The following is a 23,812-nucleotide window of genomic DNA, read 5'->3' on the forward strand; positions in this document are numbered from 1 at the left end:
CCTGCTTCTTGCTCCTTAGCGGCACCGCGGCCTCACGCTTGGCTCTCGCGGCGCTTCACTCACTGCCCGAGCCGCTCCAGTAGCGCCGGGACGTGCACCTGATCGGCTTTGTAGTTTCCGGTCAGTGCATGCATGACGATGTTGATGCCGGTGCGCAGCGCCATCTCGCGCTGGCTTTCTCCGCCGGGCACCACGGGATAGAGGGGGCGGCCGGTCTTATCGAGGGCCCACGCCGAGGCAAAATCGTTCGACGTGATCATGATGGAGGTCACGCCGTCGGCGCGGCGGGCCTTGCGGCTTTCGCCTTCTCCTTCTGCACTCGCCTCGACCCAAAGCTGACCGCCTTCCCAGCGGCCCGGAAACGAGCGCAGAAGATAGAACGACTTCGTGAGCACGTGATCTTCCGGCACGGGCTCCAGACGGGGCACGTCGAGCGAGCCCAGCACGCGCTTCAGCGCCATGCCGTTCTTGCCCTCGAGCGTCGATCCGGTCGGTAGCCCCGTGCCGTAGTCGCGGGTGTCGAAGATGATCATGCCGCCTTGCTTCATGTAGGCGTCGATCTTCGCGAGGGCGGGCGGCGGCAGCGCTTCGGCGGTATCGAGGATCGGCCAATAGAGAACCGGGAAGAACGAGATTTCGTCCTTCACAATGTCGACGGCGATGGGCTCGCCCGGCTCGACGGCGGTCCGAACAGCCAGGATGCGCGAGAGGCCTTCGAGACCAGCGCGGCTCGTGGCGTCGGCGCTTGTATCGCCCGTCAGCACGTAGCCGAGCGTAACGTTGTCGGTTGCCTTCTGCGCGGTCATCCCGCCCGGAACCTGGGAGATGTCGTCTTGGGGAGACTGAGCGCGCGCGTTCCCTGGGGCTAGTACGGAGGCGGCAATGGCCGCGAGCAACAGCGCACCGGCGGTTACTCCGCGCTGGCGGGGTTTTATCCAGGATGTCAGCGCGCCCAATACGCCGAGGAGCGCCAGCACGGCGAGGATGTCGGCAAAGACGAGGGCTAGAGCTGCCGTCAGGAGCGCGGGGCCCAAGGGCGTCGAAGGCTGGCTTTCGTAGAGCATGCGCGAGGCCCCGGTCAGACGCGGAAGCGGTGCGAGCGTACTCTTGGCGTCGAGTACATTGATCGCGCGCGGACTTCCCTGAGCACCATAGTAACCGGGCGGATGGGTAAGGCCAGCCTGGACTGTCGCGAACTTGTTGGCGGGGATCGCCTCGGCTGTGGGCGGCGGGGGACGGAGGATGCCGAAGCCGTCCAACGTCTGTACCGGCGCGAACGCATCCTGCGCGGCGGACTGGTCGCCCGCGATCGCCTTATCGGCGGCCGTGACCTCCGTGCCGCCCGCCGGTGCCAGACTGCCGAGGGCCGTGATGCGCCGTAACATTTCAACGAAAAGACCGGAGATAGGAAGATTGGACCAGTCGGAATTGGCTGTGACGTGGAACAGCACGATCTGGCCGTTGCCTAGTGTGCTTGCGGTCACGAGCGGCGTGCCGTCGCCGAGGCGCGCCCAAACCTTCACGGCCGGTGTGAGCTGGGCCGGATCCGCAAGCACTTGACGGCTCACGGTCACGTCCTTGGGCACGGGAATACCGGTAAAGAGGCTCGCGTCGTCGAAATCGGCCAGCGGCTGCGGATTGGACCAGGAGAGCGCGCCGCCAAGTGTGCGACCGCCCATGCGGAGCGCCACAGGAAGCAGGTCGTCGCCGCCGCTTTCAAGACGCGGGCCCGCGAAGCGCACGAGAACGCCGCCGCTCTCGACCCAGGCCTTCATCTGCTCTTTCACGTCGCCTGAAAGGGTGCCGATGTCGGCGAGCATCAGGACGCTCGCCTTCTGCTTCAGGACGTTGTCGATGCCTTGCGCGAGGTTGTGGTCCTTGGGGCGGATGATCTCGGCGTAGGGCTGAACGGCCTTTTCGAGATAGTAGAGCGGCGCGAGCAGGGGCTGCGACTGTTCCTGGCTCTCGCCCGAGATCATGCCGACCCGCTGCCATTGAGAGCGTCCGTCGAGGAGGCTCACGGCTCCTGCCGAGTGATCGGATGCGAGTTCCAAGCGCGTGACCTGATTGCGGAGCTCCAGAGGCAGGTCGAACGCAACTTCTGTTCGGGTGGCCCCGGAGGACAGCGTGAAGGACACTTCGCCCAAGCGCTGGCTCCGCGCAGAGAAGGCATCGATGCGGCCGCTGCGGGCCGGTCCGCCCGTGCGCAGCACGGTCGCGACAAGTTTGCCGTTGACGCCGACGCCCGCGGTCAGGCCGAGCGGTTCCTCGCCACCCGTTTCGTCGACGACTGCAAAGGTTCCTTGTCCGGCTGCTTTCTGCAATCCCTCGGCAAATGTCGTCGCATCATGCTGATGGTCGATGCCGTCGGCGAGCCACAGGATATTGGGGGCGCCCGAGTTCATAGACGAAAGGCTCGACATGAGCGTGGCCAGCGTATCCTTGCGATCCGGTGCAAAGGGCTGCGGCTGAAGGGCGGCCAGCGTTGCGCGTGCTTCGCCAGGTGTTTCGAGCTTGAGCGTTCGCGACTTGGTGGCGGGCGCCGTGTCGACGATCATCGCAGGACGGTTCTGGCGCTGGGCTTCGCTCAAAACGTGCTCGGCGAGCGCGGTGCGGCGCGTCCAGCCCGACGCAGCCGACCAGCCGTTGTCGATCACGATGACAACAGGACCGGTGCCGGTCAGCGCGCGGTCGCGCACGGGATTGAGGACCGGTTCGGCCAGCGCGAAGATGACAAGAGCTGCGGCAAGCAAGCGAATGAGGAGGAGCCACCACGGCGTTTTAGCGGGTGTCTTCTCTTCGTTTTCCAGGCCCACGAGAATGCGTGTCGCCGGAAATTCGACCTGTTTCGGACGCGGCGGAACCGTCTTCAATAGCCAATAGATGAGCGGCAGGGTTGCAAGCCCCGCAAGCAGCCATGGATTGAGGAATGCGAGGGCGCCTAAGCTCATGAGCCCTCTGCGGCGCCGGACGCGCTCTCGTTTGAAGCCGAAGCGGGCGACGCCTGCCAGCGATAGCCGCCTTCCTTGCCTTCGAGACGCATGATCAGTGTCAGCAGCGGCTCGGTCGGCGGACGGTCGGTGTGGTGCACCATGAAGGACCAGCCGAGGCGCGTGGCGAGCGCCTGCAGCTCATCACGATGCGCTTTGAGGCGCGACTGATACCGCGCGCGAAGGCTTTCCGCGCGATCGGCGATCCATGTCTCGCCTCCTTCGAGACCAAGGAATTCGGTGCGGCCTTCGTAGGGCAGTGTTTCCTCGGCGGGATCGAGAATTTGAACGAGATGTCCAGTCGCGCCGCTGGCCGCCAGCGTCTCGATGCTTTCGCGCACATGCTCGATGGGGTCGAGGAAGTCGCTGAACAAGAGCAAACCCGAGAAGCGGCTGACGCGCGTTTGCGTCGGCTTGCCGGAGGTGAGTTGCGGTGCGCCGGCATGTGAAGCAATGGCTTCGGCAAGGCGTGTCGAGGCGCGGCGGCTGGATGTGGGCTGGGTCAGGCCGAGGAGGCCGACGCGCTCGCCGCTGCGAACGAGAAGCTCGGCCGATGCGAGCATCAGAACCAACGCGCGGTCACGCTTCGTGACTTGGGCGAGGTGGCTGCGGAAATTCATTGACGGGGAGAGATCGGGCCAGAGCCAGAGCGTATGGGCGGCTTCCCACTCGCGTTCGCGCACGTAGAGATGATCTGAGCTGGCGGAGCGGCGCCAATCGATGAGTTGTGCTGAATCCTGTTGCTCGTAGGTGCGGAATTGCCAGAACGTTTCGCCCGGGCCTGCACGGCGGCGGCCGTGAATGCCGTGCGCGACGGTCTGCGCGATGCGATCCGCTTCGAGCAGAAGATCCGGCAGGCGGTCCGCCACGCTATGCGCGTCACGTTCGAGCGTGAACACGCGCGTGTCGCCGTCGGATGCTGCTTGTCCCGGGAGGTGCGCCTTGAGCGCCATCTCCAGTTACTCCACTGCGCGGGCGAGGCGGGCGATGAGGGGACCCAGCTCCTGGCCCTCGGCGCGGGCTGCGAACGATAGCGCCATACGGTGTTTCAGGACGGGTTCCGCCAGTTCGATGACGTCGTCGATCGATGGGGCGAGGCGTCCGTCGATCAGCGCCTTCGCGCGGACCGCAAGCATCAGTGCCTGGCTGGCGCGCGGGCCGGGACCCCAGGCGATGAAGCGATCGGTTTCGGGATTAGCGCCGGTTCCGGGACGGGCAGAGCGGACGAGCTTCAGGATTGCTTCGACGACCTTGTCGGGCACGGGGATCTGACGCACGAGACGCTGGATCGCCATCAGATCGCCAGCCGTCAGCACCGTCTCGACGTTGCGGTCGTCCGTGCCGGTGGTGGCGTAGAGCATGCGCCGTTCGGCGGCGAGATCGGGGTAGGTCACGTCGATCTCGAGAAGGAAGCGGTCAAGCTGGGCTTCGGGAAGCGGGTAGGTGCCTTCCTGCTCGAGCGGGTTCTGGGTCGCGAGGACATGGAATGGCTGGGGGACGTCGTGCCGGTTGCCGGCGACAGTCACGTGATGCTCCTGCATGGCCTGCAGCAGTGCCGACTGCGTCTTCGGGGAGGCGCGGTTGATTTCGTCCGCCATCAAAAGCTGGGTGAAGATCGGCCCTTTGATGAAGCGGAAAGAGCGGCGCTGGTTGCCCGTGGAGCCATCCTCGAGCACTTCCGAGCCGATGATGTCCGACGGCATCAAGTCCGGCGTGAATTGGATGCGTTTGGCATCCATGCCCAGCACGCGACCCAGGGTTTCGACGAGAAGCGTCTTGGCGAGGCCGGGCACGCCGATCAGGAGGGCATGGCCGCCGGAGAGGATGGTGATCAGCGTGCGCTCGATCACGACGTCCTGGCCGAAAATCACCAATGCGGCCGCTTTGTGGGCGCGCTTTACGCGTTCGGCTGCTGCTTCGAGCCTCGGAACGATTGCTTCGTCAGTCTGGATAACGGTGCTCATGGATTGAGAACGTCCCGGCTCGCAGGTTGAAGGGTGCGCCGCCAGCCTCGACCTGACGCGCATTTCCGGTGATGTGACGGGCTCGCGGGGGCAGCGGTCAAGTTAATACTCGGTAATTGCCTCGGGATACTACCGCCGCGACTGAAAGCTTTGTGCATTACGCCCGATAGTGCTTACTCGATCAACAGCTCGAACACCGCGATGTTCCGGCAATCGATTTTGCTCAAGGCCGCGAGGCTGTTTGATGAACCTCTGCAATTTGGGCTAAATACCTGACGATAACAGCGATTTGACGGCCGAAGGTTTCGAGCGCACTCGATGAACAGGTTAGAGGAGCTTTTGAAACAGGCCGACCCCAAGGGGCCGGCTCCGGTGGAGCGCTGGAATCCCCCCTATTGTGGCGACATCGGCCTGGCCATCTTGCGGGACGGACAGTGGCACTACCAAGGGAGTGCCATCGCAAGGCTGGCCATGGTCAAGTTGTTCGCTCGCGTCCTGCGGCGGGATGAGGACGGGCGCTACTACCTCGTGACGCCGGTCGAGAAGGTAGACGTAGCGGTTGCGGACGCTCCGTTTCTGGCGGTGGAGATGCAAGCCGAGGGAGCCGGGCGCGGACAGTCGCTCCTTTTTCGGACCAACGTCGACGATGTCGTGCGTTGCGGAGCGGATCATCCGCTTCGGTTTGTGACGGGCGATCCCCAGGGGTTCAAACCCTATCTGCATGTGCGGGGACGCCTGGAAGCGTTGGTCACGCGCCCGCTTGTCTATGATCTCGTGGAGCTTGCAGTAGAAGGCGACAACGGCGCTCTCGGCATCTGGAGCGGTGGTGCGTTCTTTCCACTGCCAACGTGATGGCCTAGGGCGCTGATGCGGCCGCTTTTGCTGCCGGAGGAGTCGTGGCAGCGGCTTCCGTGGCCTTGGCCGGAGTTTGCGCGGTGCTGTCCTTGGCCGGCGATGACGGTGGCTTCGCTTTGGCCTTGTCTTTGGGATCGGCCTTCTTGTCGGCCTTGGCTTCCGCCCCCGGGCCGTAACGCTTCGGGCACTGGCGATAGAGGAATTTGTTGATCGATTTGATCATGGGGCGGTGAAAGATCCCGAGCGAATCTTCGAGCTTCGCCGCAGTCCAGATGGTCGATTTGACGTCCGCCGGGCCTTCGATGGTTTCGAGGTTGATCCAAACCTTGTCGGCCTTGCCGTCCTTGAATGTCAGCTTGGGTGCGAGCTTGATGACAACTGGCTTGATCTCGCCCTCGCGGTCGAGGACGCAGTTCACTTCCTGCGCGGGGATGCGCACCGTGTGCTTCGGCTTCGTCAGCGCTGCGATGATATCGGCGCGCTCCAGCTTGATGTTGGCCTTGCAGCGTGCGTCACCGAAGCCCCAGGAAACGCCCTTGCTCTCGCCGCCTTCGAGCGTGGACTTGGCCCACGTTTTCTGCGCATCGCATTTGAAGTCGTCGCCCTTTTCGGACTTTTCCATCACCATCATGCAGAGACGCTTTTCGCAGGCCTTGAGGGCGGGCAATTCCTCGGGCGGCTCTTCGAGCGCGCGTCCAGGCGCGGCTGACATGGTCAGTGCACACAAGAGCGCGGTCAGCCGCTGTGTCCATCTGCGGCGCTGGGCGGAGAACGACCGGGTGCCCATCTTGGCTCCTGACACGAAGGCTTGGACTTTGGTGGAATTGGAAAAGCTTGCCGGTACTGGCATCCGATTGAGCCGAGATTTAGGCCCCTCGCTGAGGTTCCGTCGTCTACCGATGGGACCAAGTGGGACAACCGCCGGGCTTGAAGCGCCGGAAAGCTTGGGTTACCAAGCTTTGTCAACGAACCGAAACACTGGGAGGTTTCTTATGGGGGTCAATACTTCGGGCGGTCATCCGGCAATGGACTACGCCGAGCACACCCGCACGTATGCCAATTTTCTTGCTTGGTCGAAGGTTTTGATCGTTTTCCTGGTCGTCCTCCTGTCGGGCATGGCTTACTTCCTCGTCTAAGCCAACCTCCCCAACTCGCGTTTCCGGCTTCGGACGGCGCCGACTTGTGATTCTGGCGCTGCTCGCCGTCCCGGAATGCCGGTCTCCCTTTGTTGGGAGATTCCACCGGGCCGGTTTTCTGCTGGCCCTTCGCTTCCGCGCCTCTTGGCGCATGCGTGTCAACGGATGGTTCGATGGTTACCATTGCTGTGACGGCCGAGGGGCCGGAAGAACCTCGCGTCGCCGTCTCGCCCGAGACGGTGAAGAAGCTCACGGCACTGGGCGCCAAAGTGCGCGTACAGTCCGGAGCTGGAGCGCGCTCGCGTTTCTCCGATGAGGCTTTGAAAGCCCAAGGCGCGGAGATTGCGGCCACGGCGGCTGAGACGCTGGCCGGGGCCGACATCCTCCTCAAGGTGCGTCGGCCGTCCGCCGATGAAATCAAACAGCTGAAATCCGGCGCCATGGTGGCGGCGATTCTCGACCCTTATGACAGGGCGGGGATCGAGCCGCTGGCAGGGTCCGGCGTGAACCTCTTTTCCATGGAGTTCATGCCGCGCATCAGCCGTGCGCAGTCCATGGACGTGCTGTCGAGCCAGGCAAACCTCGCCGGCTACAAGGCGGTGGTCGATGCCGCTTCGCTGTTCGGACAAGCGCTGCCGATGATGATGACGGCAGCGGGTACGGTGCCGGCTGCCAAGGCGTTTATCATGGGCGTCGGCGTCGCGGGCCTGCAGGCCATCGCCACCGCGCGCCGCATGGGCGCGGTCGTCTCGGCGACGGACGTGCGACCCGCCACGAAGGAACAGGTGCAGTCGCTCGGCGCCAAGTTCGTCGCCGTCGAGGACGAGGAATTCAAGCAGGCCCAGACAGCGGCCGGCTACGCAAAGCCGATGTCGCCCGAGTATCAGGCCAAGCAGGCCGAGCTCGTCGCCAATCATATCAAGGTGCAGGACATCGTCATTACGACGGCGCTCATTCCGGGCCGTCCGGCGCCGAAGCTCGTCTCGGCTGCAATGCTCGCGGCCATGAAGCCCGGTTCGGTGATCGTCGATCTGGCGGCTGAGCGCGGCGGCAACGTCGAGGGCACCGTGCCGGGTCAGGCGGTCGAGGTCTCCGGCGTCAAGATCGTGGGACCGATCAATCTCGCGGGTTCCGTGCCGGTCAACGCCTCGAGCCTCTACGCCAAGAACCTCTACGCGTTCCTCGAGCTGTTCTTCGACAAGAAAGACAAGTCGTTCAAGGTCAACTGGGACGACGAGATCGTGAAGGGCACGCTGGTCGCGAAAGACGGCAAGATCGTGCATCCCAGCCTCGCTCCGCAACCGGCCTGAGGGATCCAGCCATGAAAGCGAAAGTGATTGCACTAGCCGCTGCGATGGCGCTGCTGCCGTCTTTGGCGTGGGCCTCGGGTGAAGGGATCGGCGGGCCGGTGGATCCGTCGATCTATCGTCTCATGGTGTTCGTGATGGCGATCTTCGTCGGCTACTACGTGGTGTGGAGCGTCACGCCCGCCCTGCATACGCCGCTCATGAGCGTCACCAACGCCATCTCCTCGGTCATCGTCGTCGGTGCGCTGTTGGCCGTCGGGCTCGAGCTCGTCGCCGAAGGCACGACGCTGGCGCGGATCTTCGGTTTCCTGGCGCTCGTCATGGCGTCGGTGAACATCTTCGGCGGCTTCCTCGTCACGAGCCGCATGCTCGCCATGTACAAGAAAAAAGATAAAGCCGGGAAGTAGAGGGACAGCAGATGACTGCCAATATCGCCGCTTCTCTCTACCTCGTCTCGGGGGTTCTGTTCATCCTGGCGCTGCGCGGACTTTCGCATCCGGAGACCTCGCGCAAGGGCAATATGTTCGGCATGGTCGGCATGACCATCGCCGTCCTTACGACGCTTGCGGTTTCCAATCCGCAAGACACGGTGACGTGGATTCTGATCTTCGCGGGGCTTGGCATCGGTGCCGCTATCGGTGCGGTGATCGCCAAGAAGATCCCGATGACGCAGATGCCGGAGCTGGTCGCGGCGTTTCACTCGCTTGTCGGTCTCGCGGCGGTGTTCGTGGCCGCGGCCGCGCTCTACGCGCCGGAAGCGTTCGGCATCGGCCATCCGGGTAGCATCGCGGCGGCAAGCCTCGTTGAGATGGGGCTCGGTCTCGCCATCGGTGCCATTACCTTCACCGGCTCGGTGATTGCTTTCGCAAAGCTCTCGGGCCGCATGTCGGGCGCGCCGATTATCCTGCCGATGCGGCATGTGGTGAACCTTGGCCTGTTCCTTGGGCTGGCGTTCCTCATCTACAAGTTCTGCCTATCCGGTGGCGACACGACGCTGTTCTGGGCGATCACGCTTCTCGCGCTCGTGTTCGGCGTTCTCATCATCATCCCGATCGGCGGCGCGGACATGCCGGTCGTCGTGTCTATGCTGAACTCCTATTCGGGCTGGGCGGCTGCCGGCATCGGCTTCACGCTCGGCAACATCGCGCTCATCATCACCGGCGCGCTGGTTGGCTCTTCGGGCGCGATCCTCTCGTACATCATGTGCAAGGGCATGAATCGCAGCTTCTTCTCGGTCATCGCCGGCGGTTTCGGTGGCGAGACGGCTGGACCCGGTGGGGGCGGCGGCGAGCAGAAGCCGGTGAAGCTCGGATCCGCCGAGGATGCGGCCTACGTTCTGAAGAACGCCTCCAAAGTCATCATCGTGCCTGGCTACGGCATGGCCGTGGCCCAGGCTCAGCACGCGCTGCGCGAGATGGGTGACGCCATGAAGAAGGCTGGCGTCGAGGTGAAGTACGCGATCCATCCGGTTGCCGGGCGCATGCCGGGCCACATGAACGTGCTGCTCGCCGAAGCCAACGTCCCCTACGACGAAGTGTTCGAGCTCGAGGACATCAACTCCGAGTTCGCGCAGGCCGACGCCGTCTATGTCATCGGTGCCAACGACGTCGTGAACCCTGCAGCTGAGGACGATAAAACCTCGCCTATCTACGGCATGCCCGTGCTTCAGGTGTGGAAGGCCGCGACCGTGTTCTTCAACAAGCGGTCGCTCGCATCCGGCTACGCCGGCATCGACAATCCCGTGTTCTATCGCGACAACACGGTCATGGTGCTTGGCGATGCCAAGAAGATGACCGAGGAGATCGCCAAGGCGATGGCGCACTAGTGCCATCGCGGCTGCCACGATGAAAATCGGCTATCGGGACCTGCTCGACCGAGCGAACGCGCAGATCACCACTCTCAGTGTGTCCGAAGTGAGTGATCTGCACGGTCGCGGTGAGATTCAGCTCGTCGATCTACGGGACAGGCGCGAATTGGAGCGTGACGGCAGGATCCCGGGCGCGTTTCATTGCCCGCGCGGGATGCTCGAATTCTGGATCGATCCCGAGAGCCCCTATCACAAGCCGATTTTCGCGGAACCTCGTCGCTTCGTGTTCTACTGCGCGAGCGGATGGAGGTCGGCTCTGGCGACAAAGACCGCGCAAGAGATGGGTCTGGCGCCTGTTGCGCATCTAGGCGGCGGGTTCGCGGCTTGGCGAGATGCGGGGCGTCCCATCGAGAGTGTTTCCAAGGGCTAGATCTACCGTGGCGTGCGTGTTTGATCGCGCCGGTCAATGGTCCTCGCGCGCATCAGTCGGCTGATGATTAATGCTGCGCCTGCCAAATGGGATTTATGGCCAGAGGTTTGGGGGCTTCGGAACCCACAAGCGATTGACTGCGGCAACTTTATCCCCTTGCGGCGGAGATCGAGAAGACTCTAGCCTTCGTACTTGGCCTCATCTGAGGGCATCGCTCTATCGAAGGATTTGCGCATGAGGGCCTCGGCACTCCTCATCGGTCTTATCCTGCTTGCGGCCAGTCCGCAGGCCGCGCCCGCGGCCGGTCTTGAGGTCGAGCCGGTCATCGGCGGCAACCCGATGCGCTGCTACGATTATCGCGGCGCCATCGTGCGCACGCTGCAAATGACGGAACTGGGCGACGTGGGGCGCGCCTCCATCATCGCGCGCATGCCCATCATCTCCCTCGATCCAGATCGCTTGGCCGTGCTGCCGCCCAAGATGCAGATCTTCTTCTACATGCACGAGTGCGCGCATCACGTGCTGGGGCACGTGATCAAGCCGACGCTGCAGAGCGAGCGCGATGCGGACTGCTGGTCCATCAACTATGGACGCTGGGCGGGCCTGTTCTCGCGTGCCGACGTGGAGGGATTTGCGCCCTACCTCGCCAGGAGCAACGGATCGAAGTTCGGACACCTGCCGGGCCCGGAGCGGCAGGCTTATCTGCTCAATTGCTTCGATAAGCCTGAAACCGAGCCGGCTCAAAAGCTCGCAAGGCCCTTCAATGTTCCTAGCGATAGCGGGTCGGGATCACGAGCCGCTGGCCAATAGCAATGCGTTCGTTGGTCAGGCGGTTGGCAGCGACGATGTCGCCGACTGGAACGTTGTGACGCCGCGACAGACTATAAAGCGTGTCGCCCTCGCGCACCTCGACGACGTTCGGGGAGAAGCGTTCCGAGCCAACTGAACCGGTCGTGACGCGCTGTGGCTGTGGCTGCGGCCAGTTGTTTCGTGCAGGCTGTTGCCAGCGATTGTTTGGGGCGCTCGCTGAATTGAGGCTGCCGGTCTGGATGTTCTGAGACGCGTAAGGACCGTGGCCGCTGTTGTACGAGGCGTATTCGCGCGGCGTGGGCTGTCCGGGATCGACATAGCGGCGTGGAGCCTCGGCATAAGGACGGCCATACGTGCCGTCGGAGTAGGTGTTGCCGGGGGATGAGCCGTCCGGATAGGCGCGCGGCGCGTCCCGGCGCATGCCTTCGTCAGGACGGGGCGAAAGGTTCGCTGAGGTGGAGAAGCTGTCCTGGGAGCCGGTGCTGCAACCGGCGAGCGCTATCGTGAGGACGGACAGGACCGGCCAAATGGTGCCGATCGAGCGGGACGGGGAACGCATGACCAAAAACTCCGCAAACGCATACAACCTTGAGAAGCGCAGCTTTTGGTTAATGGAGACTTAAGGTCCGGGATCCATTGGGGCGTGCTAAGGGTTTCGATGGGCACGCTGGTGATGTTCGCAACGTGAATTTTTGGAGCGTGAGGGTTGGGGACGATCTTCAAAATCGCAGCGGGAGTGCTTCTGGCAATGGGTCTTCTGGCGACGATCGTTCCGATCATTCAGCGCAAACTCATGTATCATCCCGACACGACCTACTTCACGCCGCAGAGGGCGGGGCTTTCGGTCGGGGTCGAAGAACGCGTCATCCAGACGCCAGACGGCGAGCGCGTGCTCGCCTGGTATGCCCGCGCCAAGCCGGGACTGCCGACCATCCTCTATTTCCATGGCAATGCGGGCTCGCTCGAAACGCGTATCGAGCGTATCCGCAAGTACATGGCGCGCGGCTTGGGCGTGTTCATGATGACGTACCGGGGTTTCGGCGGAAGCACGGGCCAGCCGTCGGAAGTGGCGAATGTGGCGGATGCAAAGCTTGCGTACGATCAGCTAGCCGCGCTTGGTGTCGATCCGGTCGACATCATCATCTACGGCGAGTCGCTCGGAACGGGGGTTGCCGTTCAAGTGGCTGCGGCGCGATCGGCTGCAGGGCTCGTCCTCGATGCGCCGTACACCTCCATGGTGGACCTTGCCGCCTTGCATTACCCCTACATTCCGGGCCGCTGGTTCATGACGGACCGCTACGACACGCGCACGCACATCAAGGATGTCAAAGCGCCGCTTCTCATTCTGCACGGCGAGCTTGATGACATCGTCCCGGTGACGATGGGGCGTGAGATTTTCAATCTCGCGCAACCGCCGAAGGTGATCCGAACGTTCCAGGGTGCCGGACACGCCGACCACTATCTGTTCGGCTCGTACGATGCGCTTTATGGATGGATCGACGATCTAAGACGCGGGCGATACCCGCTTCAGCGTCAAGGTTAGGTGCCCAATCCGATGGTTATGGCGCCGATCAGCAGCAGAGTGCCGTAGACGGCGAGCGGCACGAGAACACCGACGAGATAGGGATAGGCCTTCAAACGGCCCGCCGTCGTCTTGAGGTCGCTCATGATGACGTACCCGCCCATGCTGCGGCGGAACCAGCCCGTTACCTCGCCCTTTTGCCCGATGTGTTTTTTCACCCGCCGCCAGCCGGTGAAGAGGTCGCCGAGCGGTCCCCAGAGCGAGCGGAAGTCGACCGCTATGCGGCCCGTCGGGTCGGCAAAGATCGTGTCCTCGCCGATGACGGAGCCGGCATTCGCGCGCCCGATCACCTGACCTTCGAGACGGACCGGACGGCCGATGACCGGCGAGGCGGCCACGTCGCCCATGAGGGTGACGATGTCGGTGCTGGCCGGTTGCGAGAACGGATACGTGATTGGGATCAGTAGCGCCCAGACAAGTATTGCAGCGGGTACTGCAAGCAGCCCGAGGGTTGCCCATCCGCTGGCCAAGCTGAGGCCCACGCCCGCCACGAGGGTGGCTGCTGGCAAAGCGGGTAGCGCGAGTTCGCGGAGGAATTTTCGCCAGAGGTAAGCCCCATCGACCTTTGCGCGTCGCGCGGCGGCTTCGATGTCGATGTCTTGAAACGGCTGGCGTTTTGCTGCGGCGATGTCGGAGAGGGCTTGGATGCGCTTTCCGGTCAGCGGATGTGTGGAGTTGAGTTCAACGAATTTGGCCCAGGGATTGTAGATATCGAACAGCATGGCATTGGCGGTCGCCTCGGGATGCTGCTTCGAGGCTTCGACGACGAGGCCGAGCGGCGCGGCTCCCTTGAAGTCGACGACGCCCATGTGGCGGGTGGACGCGAGGAGTTGGCGCGTTTGATCCGTGTCGTCGACCTGGGCGATACCGTACGCAATCTTAATCAGGGCATTGGCAAGGTGCCGCGCTTCGACGCGTTCGGCCGCGAAGCTGTCGGCGAGGTATTCGCGCGTCCGGCTCAGGTACAGAAGGATGTACGTTCCGAGCAGGTACATCACGTAGGCCGCGATGCCGATAATGGCGAGGTTGTTCTTGTCCTTCGAGCTCGAGCCGCCGGATTGGCGGCGCGTCAGGCTCGAATACATGACGTACAGCATTTGCACGAGCGTGCCGGCAACCGTCATGACGAGAAAGTCGCGATTGACGATGTGGCCGAGCTCGTGGGCGACGACTGCGCGTGTTTCATCCTCGTTCAGGAACTCGAAAATGCCGTCGGTCAGGACGATGCGCGCTCCAGACCGGAAAACACCATAGGTGAACGCGGTTGGATTACGGTCCGGTATGATGCCGATTGAGGGGACTTCGAACCGGTATTGATCCGCCACCTGGTGCACGATGGCGTGGACGTGCGGATAGCGCTGCTTGAGCTCAGCATCATCGAGGAAGGTGATCTTGTTCACCCACCTCAGCATCAGGTCGGTGAGCCAGGGGCTGACGAAGAAGATTACCGCATTGATGATGATGACGAGGATCAGGGCAAAGCCCGTATCCAGCGATCCCGTTGCGACGAGAGCCGCGATGACAACGCCCGCGACCATTGCGGTCAGGAGCGAGAGCGTTACGAGAGATGCGAAGAAGAGCTTGGCCATGTGCGGACGTTAGTTGAGCCGCGGACCCTCTGCCTAGGCAAGCCAGGACACTGCACAAAAAAATTCGCCGCCGGATTTTCAGCCGACGGCGAATGAAATTCGTTATGTCGCTTGGACGCGCTTAGCGGTTGCCGAAACCGCCGCCGCTGCTGCTGCCACCAGCGCCCGGACCACGGCCGCCGCCACCGGGACCGCCACGGCCGGGACCCTTGGCACCGGGGCCGCCGCGCGTCGCTGCGGGCTTGCCAGGAAGGAGACCCTCGCGCTGCAGCTTCTTGCGCGCGAGCTTACGGGCGCGGCGAACGGCCTCAGCCTTCTCGCGCGCCTTCTTCTCGGAGGGCTTCTCAAAGTAGTTCCGGAGCTTCATCTCACGGAAAATACCCTCGCGCTGCATCTTTTTCTTGAGCGCCTTGAGGGCCTGGTCGACGTTGTTGTCGCGAACGAGTACCTGCAAGCGGTGACCTCTGGTATCTGAATTAGCTGGAAAAAATAGACAGCTCGCGGCCCCGGGGCTCAGCTCCGGCGCTTCGAGCGGAATTGATTTGGCTGGCTTCTATCAAACACCAAGCCAGTTGTCCACGGGCTCCGCTTCCGGATTCTGTGCTTTTCTGCGCCTATGACCGCGGTTTCAGGCGGTTCACGTGGCCCATTTTGCGGCCGGGACGGGCTTCGGGCTTGCCGTAAAGGTGTAGTGCGGCATCCGGCTCGGCGGCCAAAGCCTGCCAATGGTTGACGTCGGCGCCAATCAGGTTGGTCATTGTCACGTCGGCATGACGGGTGGTCGGGCCGAGCGGCCAGCCGGCCACAGCGCGCATATGGTTCTCGAACTGGCTGACGAGGCAGGCGTCCATCGTCCAGTGCCCGGAATTGTGCACGCGGGGCGCAATCTCGTTGACCATCAGCGGTTCGGGCGCGTCCGGTCCGAGATAGAACATCTCGACGCCGAGAACGCCCACATAGTCGAGGGCCTTGGCGATGCCCGCTGCCATTTCGCAGGCCCGTCCGGCGTGGAGGGCCGAAAGCGGGGACGGGACGGTCGAGGTGTCCAGGATGCCGTCCTTGTGCGTGTTGAGCGGCAGATCGTAAAAGCGGATCTCTCCGGACAGGCTGCGGACGACGAGAACCGAGACTTCGTACGCGAACGGTACGAACCCTTCGAGCACCGACGGGGCGCCTTTTAACATCTCGAAGGCGGCGGGTAGCTCGGCCGCGGATTTGATGCGGATCTGGCCTTTGCCGTCGTAGCCGAGGCGGCGGGTTTTCAGGATTCCGGTCTCGCCGACGGCGCGTGCAGCGGGTGCGAGATCCGCAGCGCTGCTCACGGACGCAAACGGTGCAACCGCAATGCCGAGGGCGCTGATGAACGTTTTTTCCTCGAGGCGGTCCTGCGCCACGGCGAGAGCCTTCGGGCCGGGTCGGACCGGCGCTACGGACTCAGCGGCGGCTGCCGCCTCCAGCGGAACGTTCTCGAATTCGTAGGTGACGACATCGACGGTCTCGGCGAACGCGCGGATCTTGTCGGTGTCCTCAAAGGGGCCGACGGTCGCGGAAGCCGCCACATCACACGCGCCGCCCGGGACGTCCGTGTAGATATGGCACTTGAGGCCCAGCTGCGCGGCTGAAAGCGCGAGCATGCGGCCGAGTTGGCCGCCGCCCAAGATGCCGATGGTCGATCCGGGGGGCAGTGCCGTCATCATTCGCTCTTCGGTTCTTCGGCAACGCTCGCAGTCTGGCGTTCGCGGAAGGCCGAGACACGGGCAGCCAGTTCGGGATCGTTCAACGCCAGGATCTGCGCGGCGAGCAGGCCGGCATTGGTGGCACCGGCATCGCCAATGGCCAGTGTGCCGACCGGAATTCCGCCCGGCATCTGCACGATGGAATAGAGGCTATCGAGGCCGGAGAGGCACTTCGACTGGATCGGCACTCCCAGAACGGGAAGCGCTGTCATGGAAGCGGTCATGCCAGGGAGGTGGGCTGCGCCTCCGGCGCCCGCGATGATGACCTTGAGCCCGCGTTCGGCGGCCGAACGGGCATAGGTCACGAGCCGGTCCGGCGTGCGGTGGGCGGAGACAATCTTGGTCTCATAAGGGACCGCAAGCTCGCCCAGGACAGCGGCGGCCAGTTTCATGGTCGGCCAGTCGGACTGGCTGCCCATGATAATTCCCACGTCGGCACGGCGTTTGGTCATTGGTCCGCTACTTCCGAAGCGGGGGCGCATCCCATGACGTCAACGGGTGGCCCCTCGGGAAAACGGGCCTTTTATGGGAGGTCGGGCCGCCTTGCAAGGCGCAAGGCATGGTTTGGTTGGTTCCATGCACCGGCATTTGGTTAATCCAGACACCCTGAGGTCGGATTGAGGGCGGAAGTCCCGACGGGGCCCACCTTTTTCACGGCGCGGCTCGAATCGCCTACTGTTCCGGCGTCCGAGCGTCGGCTCGGCGGGGTGCGGCGTCGACGACGGCAGAGAGACCAATGACATCCCCCTCTTGGACATCCGGCTACGTTGCGGAGCTGGACTACACCCACGGCTACTATCGTGAGATGTGCCCGCGCAATCTTGAACTGGCCATGCTGTCGCGGCAGCAGGCCCACAGCGTCAACCGGCCTCTTCGCTACCTGGAACTGGGGTTCGGACAGGGGCTCTCGCTCAACATTCACGCCGCCGCCAACGAGGGCGAATTCTGGGGCACCGACTTCAATCCAACGCAGGCTGCCAACGCGCGTGAGCTGGCCGCGGCGTCCGGCGCCAACCTCAAGGCCTTCGACCAGTCATTCGCCGAGTTCGCCGCGCGCGACGACCTGCCGGAATTCGACATCATCGTTCTGCACGGCATCTGGAGCTGGATCTCTGACGAGAACCGGCGTGTGATTGTCGATATCGCGCGAAACAAGCTCAAGGTCGGCGGCCTTTTTTATGTGAGCTACAACACCACGCCGGGATGGTCGCCCGCCATGCCGCTGCGCCATCTCATGTCGCTGCACGTCAATCTGGCGACCGGCGAAGCGAACGGTCTCGGCTCGCGGATCGATGCCGCATTGGATTTTGCGGAGCGCGTGATCGATAGCAATGCGCTCTATTTTAGGGCCAACCCCGCGGTGGCGGAGCGGCTCAAAAGCATGAAGAGCCACAATCGCAACTACCTGGCACACGAATTCTTCAATGCCGACTGGCATCCAATGCCGTTCTCCGAGGTCGCGCAGCATCTCGAGCACGCCAAGCTTTCGTTTGCCGCTTCGTCCAACCTCGTCGCCCACATTGACGCGCTGCACCTGACGGCGCAGCAGCAACAGCTTTTGGCTTCGATCTCGCACCCTCTGCTGAGAGAGTCGGTCCGCGACTATTGCGAGAACCAGCAGTTCCGCCGCGACGTTTTCGTGAAAGGGCCGCGCGGGCTCACACCGCAACGACAGCTCGAAACGCTCAAGAGCCAGCGTTTCATGCTGCTGGTTCCTGAGAGCGAGATCACGTTCAAACTCACCGGGCCGGTGGGTGAGGCGCAGCTCCAGACCGAAGTTTATGGTCCGGTGGTGGCCGCGTTGGCGGAGGGCCGGTATGCGCCGAAAGGCTTCACTGAACTTCTTGCTAATCCTTTGCTGAAAGCAGTGGCACCGGCCCAGTTGGCACAGGCGCTTTTTGTCTTGTCTGGCCTTGGACATGCGAGCGCGGCGCACGACGAGCGGGAAATCTCGGCGGTGCGAGGCCGTGCTCAGGCACTCAACCGGCACATCATCGAGCGGGCCGTCCTCGGCGGCGAACTCGGCTTCCTCGCCAGCTCTGTCACGGGTGCTGGCGTGCACCTCGGACGCATCCAACAGCTCTTCTTGCGCTCGCTCGCGAGGGGCAAGCGGACTCCCCAGGAATGGGCGGTCGACATTTGGCCGATCATGGAAGCGCAAAATCAGAGACTTATCCGGGACGGCAAGTCGATCGCGACTGCGGCGGAGAACATCTCGGAGCTTGCGACCTTGGGCCAGGACTTCGCCGGCAAGCGGCTGCCTATCCTCGAAGCCGCGGGCGTAACCCTCCCGGTCAGTGCCGAGGGGGGCGTTGCGCCGAACCTGAGCATTGCTGCGGCCTGACCACACTGGGCGCAGAACCGTCGGCATCCCGGGGGCCACGCCATAGTTTCGGGCCGGGGATAGCTCTAAGTGGTGTCGAACAAACTGGAGACGCGTGATGAGCCGCTTGGCTGTTCAAGCAATGCTGTCGGCGCTGCTTTTGGCGGCTACGACGCCGGGGCTGGCTGAGACCGGGCTGCCGTCCGCGGCGACGGGGGCGCTGAAGACTGATCTGCAGCCGCAATCCGAGCCGGCCAAGGCCGGAAGCACGGCGGCTCCCTCACCGGAGGCCGATGCGACCAGCGCAACGCCTGAGGCCACTCCTGCCGAACCTGCTCCGGATACGAAGGCGGAGGCCGCTCCGGCGTCCGTGATCGAGCCGACAACGCCTGTCGCTGTGGCGGTCAAGTCGCGTCTCAACGCGATTCCGGACGAGGGAACTGACGAAGAAAAGAAGGAGCGCGCGGCCCTTATCGCGTTCTATGGCGCGCGGGCCTATGCGCCGCTGTGGGTCGATGCGAAGGGGTTCACGGCGGACGGCACCGCCGTGCTCGGCGTGTTTCCGGCGGCTGGCGAGTGGGGGCTGGATGCCGCCGATTTCGTGCTGCCAAAGCTCGACGCTCCGAAGGATGGGGAGCTCACTGCGGACGCGCAAGCCGCCGCGGAAACGGACCTCTCGCTCGCCGTCATGAAGTATGCGCGCTACGCCCGGGGCGGCCGCATCATGGATCCGGCCGGACAACTCAACTCCAACCTCGACCGCAAGCCGCAGCTCATCGCGCCGGACAAAGTGCTCGAAGAGTTAGGCGCGGCGACGGATAAGGCGGCCTATCTCGTCGGTACACACCCGCAGCAACCACAGTTCCAGCGGTTGAAGGAAAAGTACGTCGAGGCACTCGCGAAGAACGGCGGCAAGCCGAATGCCGCTACCAAGAAGATCCAGGCCAACATGGAAATGTGGCGCTGGATGTGGGCCGATCTCGGCGACCTGCATTTGATGGCCAACGTGCCGAGCTACATGATCGAGGTGGTCAAGAACGGCGAGACGATCCACACCGAGCGCATTGTGGTCGGCGAGATCGGAAAACAGAGTTCGATCTTCACGCGGCGCCTGCAAGACATCACGTTCCGGCCGATGTGGCGGGTACCCGAGAGCATCAAGGTCAACGAACTCTGGCCCAGCCTGCTGCGCGGCGGCGGGCTGATGCGCCAGTACGGGCTCGAGGTTGAGACCAAGGACGGACGGCGTCTCGATTGGCGCACGATGGATTGGCGCACGCTCGACATCCGCAACTACGAGGTCGTGCAGCCGCCGCAGCGCAACAGCGCGATGGGTGTCGTGAAGTTCTCTTTCCCGAGCCAGCATACGATCTTCATGCACGATACGCCCGACAAGTGGATGTTCAATTCCAAGCAGCGCACGTTGAGTCACGGGTGCCTGCGTCTGCGCAATCCGCTGCGGGTGGCGGAGTTGGTGCTGGAGAATGACAAGGGTTGGGACGCGGCCAAGGTGGCCGAGCTGGCGAAGAGCGGTCCTCTCAACAACCAAGTTTTGATTGAGAAACGCATCCCGATGCACATCGCCTACTTCACGGCGTGGGTGGATGACACTGGCGCGCTCAAGGCCTACAGCGACATTTACGGGCACGAAAAGCGCGTGACCCAGGCGCTGGACGGCAAATGGCAGCAGATTGCCAAGGGGCGCGATCACTTGGCCCCTGTCGAGCCGGATCGCGCGCATCTCGAACCACGCTCCGTCAAGCAGGCCTCAAGCAGATCGAAGTCGGCGAACGACGACTTCCTCGGGTCGTTTTTCGGCGGCGGACTTTAAGGAGCTGGCGCCGCAGGACTACGCGGCGCGCAGCGTGGCGAGGAAGCGGGCGACCTCGGCCTTCAGCGCATTGCTTTCGCTGGACAGCGTGACCGTCGATGACAGTACGGCGGACGAAGCGTTGCCCGTTTCATTCGCGCTTTCATTGACCTCGCCGATGTTTGCCGTGACCTCGGATGTGCCTTTCGCGGCTTCCATGACGTTGTGGCTGATGTCCTGCGTTGCAGTCGCCTGCTCGGCGACAGCGGCCGAGATCGCGTTCGTGATGTCGGATATTTTGCCGATCGTTTCGACGACGCCCCCGATGGTGTCCACGGCATCTTGCGTCGCCGACTGCATGCCCTGAATCTGACTTGCGATGTCGCTTGTCGCCTTGGCGGTCTGAGTGGCGAGGGCTTTGACCTCCTGAGCCACGACTGCAAATCCCTTTCCGGCTTCGCCGGCGCGGGCTGCTTCGATGGTGGCATTCAAAGCCAGCAGGTTGGTCTGCGAGGCGATGCTGTTGATGAGCCCGATGACATCGCCAACGCGCGTTGCCGCGGCCAGAAGCTCCGTCACACGCGTGTTGCTGGCGTTTGCCTTGGCCACAGCGTGAGACGCGGCCTGTGCGCTCTCTGAGATCTGCCGTTCTATTTCTCCGACGGCGGCCGAAAGCTGTTCGGTGGCAGTGGCGACGCTGCCGACATTCCCGGAGGTCACTTCCGACGCGGTGCCGACCATTGTCGACAATTGCTTCGTGGCATCGGCGGAACGGGTCAACTGCTTGGCGATACCCTCGAGTGAGCCAACCGCCGCGGCAACTTTCTCGATGATAGCGCCCACCGTCCCTTCGAATTCCGCTGCCAGGTTGTGCCGTGCGGTGCGGCGCGCCTCGGATGCCTTGCGTTCGGCGTCGGCGTGTTCCACACGAAGGCGTTCGTTCTCTGCTATTCCGTGCGCGAATATGCCGACGGAGCGAGACATGCTGCCAATCTCGTCGGCCCGGTCTGCGCCGGGTACGACACCAATGCCATGGCCTTGAGACAAGCGGGCCATCGCAGTTTCCAGTGCAGCCAACGGGCTCAGGATTCCACGCAGCATGAAGACGAGGGCCATCAGGACGCCTGAGATGGAGAACACGATCGCAGCGTTGGTGATCCAGGCGGTTGTGGTGGCAAACTCCTTTGAGCCTTCGTTGATTTTCTTGGCTTCGTTTTCTATCTGCTGGCCCACGGCCTCCAGCGATTTTTCCAGCTCTTCAAAGCGTGCATTGAACTCGGGCATTGCCGCCAAGGCCTGCTGGCGATCGGTAAACGCAATTGCGACGGTTGCCTGAGCCTTCTCCAGATAGCTCGCGAGCGGGGCGTCTACGCTTTCGAGCGCCTGCTTGATATTGGTCGCAAGTGGAAGCTCTTTGTTCGCCGCAACGATGGCCGCGAAGTCGGCGCTCATGTCCGCAAGGTTTGCTTTGACGTCCTGTTCGGAGGTGCCGAGCTCGCTCGCGGTGAGTGCCGAAAGCACGATGGCGCGCAGGCCGTCGTGGTACATGTCGAGCGTGGTGTGGTTCCGTACGGCCGTAGTGAGGACGACTGAATTGTCCAAGCTATCGATCAAGCGTGAGCGCACGAGAATGCTGGATCCTGACGCGACGAAGGTGGCCAGAAGGCAAAGTCCACAGACAAGGTGTGCGCGGCTCGATAGGGTTTTCGGCAGGAAGGGTAGCGACAACATAATGCGCTCCGTCGCGTGCTATAAACTTTTGTTAGTCAATATCTTACGTCTGATTGTTTAATTTGAAATTGAGTTTTGTTTACCAAAGTCTTTCAGAGCGGAGGCGAAAGCTTGTCTGCTGGGGTCGTCATGAGTTTCTGGGCCGTTTCCAGGGTGTCCGCTTCCTGGGCCGGCTTATCCCAGCGAATGCGATGAATGCGCGGAAAGCGCATGGCCAAGCCGGACTTGTGACGCGACGACGCGAAGATGGCGTCAAAGGCCACCTCCAGCACGAGGCGCGGCTCGACGGCCCGCACGGGGCCGAATTGCTCCGTTGTGTGGGTGCGCACGAAACGATCGATCTCGGCAAGCTCGGCGTCCGTAAAGCCCGAGTAGGCCTTGCCGACAGGGACCAGTTCATGGCCGGGGTAAATGTCTCCGCGCGGAGACCCCTCAAGGGTGGCCTCGGCGATCTCGCGCCAAACGCCGAATGTGTAGTCCGAATAGTAGGACGAGCGTTTGCCCGAGCCGCGCTGAGCGTACATCAGCACGCAGTCGAGCGTCTGGGCGGCGCGCTTCCACTTGAACCAATGGCCGCGCGGGCGCCCCGAGAGGTAGGGACTGGTCCAGCGCTTGAGCATCAGCCCTTCGATCCCACTCTGGCGCGCTTCGCTCCAAAGCGTGTCGAGGTCTTCGCGTGTCGCGAACGGAACGAGAGGGCTGATGTCCGAAAGTGGCGGCCGCTCTTTGGCGTACCACGCTTCGAGGCGTTCGCGCCGGTCCCGGAAACTCAACTCCCGCAGGTCTTCACTGCCGTCGATCAGAATGTCGTAGAGACGCACGTGCGCGGGATGGTCTTTCAGCATCTTCCCGGTCACGGCTTTCCGGTTCAGGCGCTGCTGGAGGTCGTTGAACGGCGCAACGATGCCGCGGCGCGCAACGAGCAGCTCGCCATCGAGCAGAACGTCCAGCCCTTCGAACGCGGCAACGATGTCCGGAAAGGAGCGGGAGATGTCGTCGCCGGTGCGCGAGAAGATGCGTACATGCTCGCCGTGCGCTGCGATCTGCACGCGGATGCCGTCCCATTTCCATTCGGCAGAGAAGTCTTCAGCTGCGAAGTTTGCCCAGTCCTGCTCCTCAATGGCGTGTGCGAGCATGAGCGGCCGGAAGAGAGGTTTGCCGGCGGCATCCGGGAGTGGCCCTTTTCCTTCGAGCCATTGGAAGAGGTTTGTGTAGGGCGGCGCAAGTGCGTGCCAGATCTCCTCGATCTCGGATACGTCGTGTCCGCTCATCTCCGCGAGCGCGGTCTTGGCGAGGCGCGCAGAAACGCCGACGCGCGGCGCGCCGCCGACGAGCTTGAGCAATGCCCAGCGGCCTCGGGCATCGAGGCCATCGAGCAGGTGGCCCAGCGTTGTGGCGATGTCGGCCGGCCCTGCCATCGCCAATGCCGCAACAGTTTCGGAAAGACGAGGCGCCGGCCCGCGTTCTGCTTGTTCCGGCCACATCAACGCAACGGTCTCGGCCGTGTCGCCGACGTAATCCCGCGAGAGGGCGTAGAGAACGGGATCGACGCGCGTTTCGAGAAGCGTCGCAAGGCTGCGCCGCAACGGCAGGCGCGGAAAAAGACCGTCGGTCAGGGCGGCCAGCGCAAAGCCTCGGTCGGGATCCGGCGCCGAGCGGAAGTAGTCGGTGAGAAGAGACAGTTTGCCTTTCCGGGATGGCGTTGTGGTCAAGGTGTCGAGCAGAAGGGCGAACGACTCCAC

Annotated in this window: 21 protein-coding genes; 10 read left to right on the forward strand and 11 right to left on the reverse strand. The window is 63.1% G+C overall.

Translation table 11 applies throughout. The annotated features are described in order from the left end of the window. Nucleotides 1–59: 59 nt before the first annotated feature. From VHO05_RS16675 to VHO05_RS16685, 3 genes are read right to left on the reverse strand one after another with little or no spacing between them, the layout of a single operon-like run. Nucleotides 60–2,951: a DUF4159 domain-containing protein gene (locus VHO05_RS16675; RefSeq protein ID WP_329647742.1), complete on the reverse strand. Its 2,892-nt coding sequence runs from the start codon at nucleotides 2,949–2,951 to the stop codon at nucleotides 60–62. After that, nucleotides 2,948–3,943, reverse strand: a complete 996-nt coding sequence (locus VHO05_RS16680; protein WP_329647743.1) for a DUF58 domain-containing protein — start codon at nucleotides 3,941–3,943, stop codon at nucleotides 2,948–2,950. Before VHO05_RS16680 ends, VHO05_RS16675 begins: the two co-directional genes overlap by 4 nt. Nucleotides 3,944–3,949: 6 nt before the next feature. Continuing rightward, nucleotides 3,950–4,954, reverse strand: coding sequence for a MoxR family ATPase (locus tag VHO05_RS16685; protein ID WP_329647744.1), 1,005 nt, complete (start codon nucleotides 4,952–4,954; stop codon nucleotides 3,950–3,952). Between the two features lie 318 nt (nucleotides 4,955–5,272). Between VHO05_RS16685 and VHO05_RS16690 the strand changes: the two genes are divergently transcribed. Beyond that, a complete protein-coding gene (locus tag VHO05_RS16690) occupies nucleotides 5,273–5,806 on the forward strand; it encodes a DUF1285 domain-containing protein (RefSeq protein WP_329647745.1) in 534 nt (177 codons plus the stop codon). Nucleotides 5,807–5,810: 4 nt separating this feature from the next. Here the strand turns inward: VHO05_RS16690 and VHO05_RS16695 are convergent, their stop codons facing one another. Then, nucleotides 5,811–6,596: a hypothetical protein gene (locus VHO05_RS16695; RefSeq protein WP_329647746.1), complete on the reverse strand. Its 786-nt coding sequence runs from the start codon at nucleotides 6,594–6,596 to the stop codon at nucleotides 5,811–5,813. A gap of 205 nt (nucleotides 6,597–6,801) precedes the next feature. Between VHO05_RS16695 and VHO05_RS16700 the strand changes: the two genes are divergently transcribed. The 6 genes from VHO05_RS16700 to VHO05_RS16725 all read left to right on the forward strand — a co-directional run bounded on the left by VHO05_RS16700 (nucleotide 6,802) and on the right by VHO05_RS16725 (nucleotide 11,299). Beyond that, nucleotides 6,802–6,945, forward strand: a complete 144-nt coding sequence (locus tag VHO05_RS16700) for an aa3-type cytochrome c oxidase subunit IV (protein ID WP_329647747.1) — start codon at nucleotides 6,802–6,804, stop codon at nucleotides 6,943–6,945. Nucleotides 6,946–7,118: 173 nt separating this feature from the next. Beyond that, nucleotides 7,119–8,255, forward strand: coding sequence for a Re/Si-specific NAD(P)(+) transhydrogenase subunit alpha (locus tag VHO05_RS16705; protein WP_329647748.1), 1,137 nt, complete (start codon nucleotides 7,119–7,121; stop codon nucleotides 8,253–8,255). 11 nt (nucleotides 8,256–8,266) lie between these two features. Further along, on the forward strand, nucleotides 8,267–8,659 hold the full coding sequence (locus VHO05_RS16710) for a proton-translocating transhydrogenase family protein (RefSeq protein ID WP_414653795.1): 393 nt from the start codon (nucleotides 8,267–8,269) through the stop codon (nucleotides 8,657–8,659). Between the two features lie 11 nt (nucleotides 8,660–8,670). Continuing rightward, complete coding sequence (locus VHO05_RS16715) at nucleotides 8,671–10,077, forward strand: NAD(P)(+) transhydrogenase (Re/Si-specific) subunit beta (protein WP_329647749.1); 1,407 nt, start codon at nucleotides 8,671–8,673, stop codon at nucleotides 10,075–10,077. A 19-nt stretch (nucleotides 10,078–10,096) separates the two neighbouring features. Further along, nucleotides 10,097–10,489, forward strand: coding sequence for a rhodanese-like domain-containing protein (locus VHO05_RS16720; protein ID WP_329647750.1), 393 nt, complete (start codon nucleotides 10,097–10,099; stop codon nucleotides 10,487–10,489). Nucleotides 10,490–10,723: 234 nt separating this feature from the next. Beyond that, nucleotides 10,724–11,299 (forward strand): hypothetical protein, encoded by a 576-nt coding sequence (locus VHO05_RS16725; RefSeq protein WP_329647751.1) that lies wholly within the window; start codon nucleotides 10,724–10,726, stop codon nucleotides 11,297–11,299. On the opposite strand, the gene VHO05_RS16730 is transcribed toward VHO05_RS16725, so the two are convergent. Continuing rightward, a complete protein-coding gene (locus VHO05_RS16730) occupies nucleotides 11,259–11,858 on the reverse strand; it encodes a LysM peptidoglycan-binding domain-containing protein (RefSeq protein WP_329647752.1) in 600 nt (199 codons plus the stop codon). The two genes, VHO05_RS16725 and VHO05_RS16730, sit on opposite strands and share 41 nt — an antisense overlap. 147 nt (nucleotides 11,859–12,005) lie before the next feature. Here VHO05_RS16730 and VHO05_RS16735 point away from each other — a divergent pair, with 147 nt between their 5' ends. Continuing rightward, a complete protein-coding gene (locus tag VHO05_RS16735; RefSeq protein ID WP_329647753.1) occupies nucleotides 12,006–12,842 on the forward strand; it encodes an alpha/beta hydrolase in 837 nt (278 codons plus the stop codon). Here VHO05_RS16735 and VHO05_RS16740 read toward each other — a convergent pair. The 4 genes from VHO05_RS16740 to purE all read right to left on the reverse strand — a co-directional run bounded on the left by VHO05_RS16740 (nucleotide 12,839) and on the right by purE (nucleotide 16,658). Further along, a complete protein-coding gene (locus VHO05_RS16740) occupies nucleotides 12,839–14,470 on the reverse strand; it encodes a zinc metalloprotease HtpX (RefSeq protein WP_329647754.1) in 1,632 nt (543 codons plus the stop codon). The genes VHO05_RS16735 and VHO05_RS16740 overlap by 4 nt on opposite strands. 121 nt (nucleotides 14,471–14,591) lie before the next feature. Continuing rightward, on the reverse strand, nucleotides 14,592–14,924 hold the full coding sequence (rpsU, locus tag VHO05_RS16745; protein WP_329647755.1) for a 30S ribosomal protein S21: 333 nt from the start codon (nucleotides 14,922–14,924) through the stop codon (nucleotides 14,592–14,594). Between the two features lie 160 nt (nucleotides 14,925–15,084). Next, nucleotides 15,085–16,167, reverse strand: coding sequence for a 5-(carboxyamino)imidazole ribonucleotide synthase (locus VHO05_RS16750; RefSeq protein ID WP_414653796.1), 1,083 nt, complete (start codon nucleotides 16,165–16,167; stop codon nucleotides 15,085–15,087). After that, nucleotides 16,164–16,658 (reverse strand): 5-(carboxyamino)imidazole ribonucleotide mutase, encoded by a 495-nt coding sequence (gene purE, locus VHO05_RS16755; protein WP_329647757.1) that lies wholly within the window; start codon nucleotides 16,656–16,658, stop codon nucleotides 16,164–16,166. The genes VHO05_RS16750 and purE overlap by 4 nt, the downstream gene beginning before the upstream one ends. 284 nt (nucleotides 16,659–16,942) lie before the next feature. Here purE and VHO05_RS16760 point away from each other — a divergent pair, with 284 nt between their 5' ends. Beyond that, nucleotides 16,943–18,550: a class I SAM-dependent methyltransferase gene (locus VHO05_RS16760; protein WP_329647758.1), complete on the forward strand. Its 1,608-nt coding sequence runs from the start codon at nucleotides 16,943–16,945 to the stop codon at nucleotides 18,548–18,550. A gap of 97 nt (nucleotides 18,551–18,647) precedes the next feature. Further along, a complete protein-coding gene (locus VHO05_RS16765; RefSeq protein ID WP_329647759.1) occupies nucleotides 18,648–20,360 on the forward strand; it encodes a L,D-transpeptidase family protein in 1,713 nt (570 codons plus the stop codon). Nucleotides 20,361–20,378: 18 nt separating this feature from the next. Here the strand turns inward: VHO05_RS16765 and VHO05_RS16770 are convergent, their stop codons facing one another. Together VHO05_RS16770 and VHO05_RS16775 are read right to left on the reverse strand one after the other, a co-directional pair. Then, complete coding sequence (locus VHO05_RS16770) at nucleotides 20,379–22,070, reverse strand: methyl-accepting chemotaxis protein (RefSeq protein WP_329647760.1); 1,692 nt, start codon at nucleotides 22,068–22,070, stop codon at nucleotides 20,379–20,381. 92 nt (nucleotides 22,071–22,162) lie between these two features. Continuing rightward, the gene (locus tag VHO05_RS16775; protein WP_329647761.1) at nucleotides 22,163–23,812 is read right to left on the reverse strand and encodes a cisplatin damage response ATP-dependent DNA ligase; all 1,650 of its coding nucleotides are present in this window, start codon (nucleotides 23,810–23,812) and stop codon (nucleotides 22,163–22,165) included.

It is taken from the genome of Hyphomicrobium sp., from assembly GCF_036262015.1.
Taxonomy (GTDB): Bacteria; Pseudomonadota; Alphaproteobacteria; order Rhizobiales; family Hyphomicrobiaceae; genus Hyphomicrobium_C.

Coding starts and splice junctions, on each gene's coding strand:
- VHO05_RS16695 (WP_329647746.1), bottom strand. CDS start 6,596: ATGGGCACCCGGTCGTTCTCCGCCCAGCGCCGCAGATGGACACAGCGG.
- purE (WP_329647757.1), bottom strand. CDS start 16,658: ATGACCAAACGCCGTGCCGACGTGGGAATTATCATGGGCAGCCAGTCC.
- VHO05_RS16770 (WP_329647760.1), bottom strand. CDS start 22,070: ATGTTGTCGCTACCCTTCCTGCCGAAAACCCTATCGAGCCGCGCACAC.
- VHO05_RS16750 (WP_414653796.1), bottom strand. CDS start 16,167: ATGATGACGGCACTGCCCCCCGGATCGACCATCGGCATCTTGGGCGGC.
- VHO05_RS16765 (WP_329647759.1), top strand. CDS start 18,648: ATGAGCCGCTTGGCTGTTCAAGCAATGCTGTCGGCGCTGCTTTTGGCG.
- VHO05_RS16710 (WP_414653795.1), top strand. CDS start 8,267: ATGAAAGCGAAAGTGATTGCACTAGCCGCTGCGATGGCGCTGCTGCCG.
- VHO05_RS16730 (WP_329647752.1), bottom strand. CDS start 11,858: ATGCGTTCCCCGTCCCGCTCGATCGGCACCATTTGGCCGGTCCTGTCC.
- VHO05_RS16705 (WP_329647748.1), top strand. CDS start 7,119: ATGGTTACCATTGCTGTGACGGCCGAGGGGCCGGAAGAACCTCGCGTC.
- VHO05_RS16720 (WP_329647750.1), top strand. CDS start 10,097: ATGAAAATCGGCTATCGGGACCTGCTCGACCGAGCGAACGCGCAGATC.
- VHO05_RS16700 (WP_329647747.1), top strand. CDS start 6,802: ATGGGGGTCAATACTTCGGGCGGTCATCCGGCAATGGACTACGCCGAG.
- VHO05_RS16715 (WP_329647749.1), top strand. CDS start 8,671: ATGACTGCCAATATCGCCGCTTCTCTCTACCTCGTCTCGGGGGTTCTG.
- VHO05_RS16680 (WP_329647743.1), bottom strand. CDS start 3,943: ATGGCGCTCAAGGCGCACCTCCCGGGACAAGCAGCATCCGACGGCGAC.
- VHO05_RS16725 (WP_329647751.1), top strand. CDS start 10,724: ATGAGGGCCTCGGCACTCCTCATCGGTCTTATCCTGCTTGCGGCCAGT.
- VHO05_RS16685 (WP_329647744.1), bottom strand. CDS start 4,954: ATGAGCACCGTTATCCAGACTGACGAAGCAATCGTTCCGAGGCTCGAA.
- VHO05_RS16740 (WP_329647754.1), bottom strand. CDS start 14,470: ATGGCCAAGCTCTTCTTCGCATCTCTCGTAACGCTCTCGCTCCTGACC.
- VHO05_RS16675 (WP_329647742.1), bottom strand. CDS start 2,951: ATGAGCTTAGGCGCCCTCGCATTCCTCAATCCATGGCTGCTTGCGGGG.
- VHO05_RS16760 (WP_329647758.1), top strand. CDS start 16,943: ATGACATCCCCCTCTTGGACATCCGGCTACGTTGCGGAGCTGGACTAC.
- VHO05_RS16690 (WP_329647745.1), top strand. CDS start 5,273: ATGAACAGGTTAGAGGAGCTTTTGAAACAGGCCGACCCCAAGGGGCCG.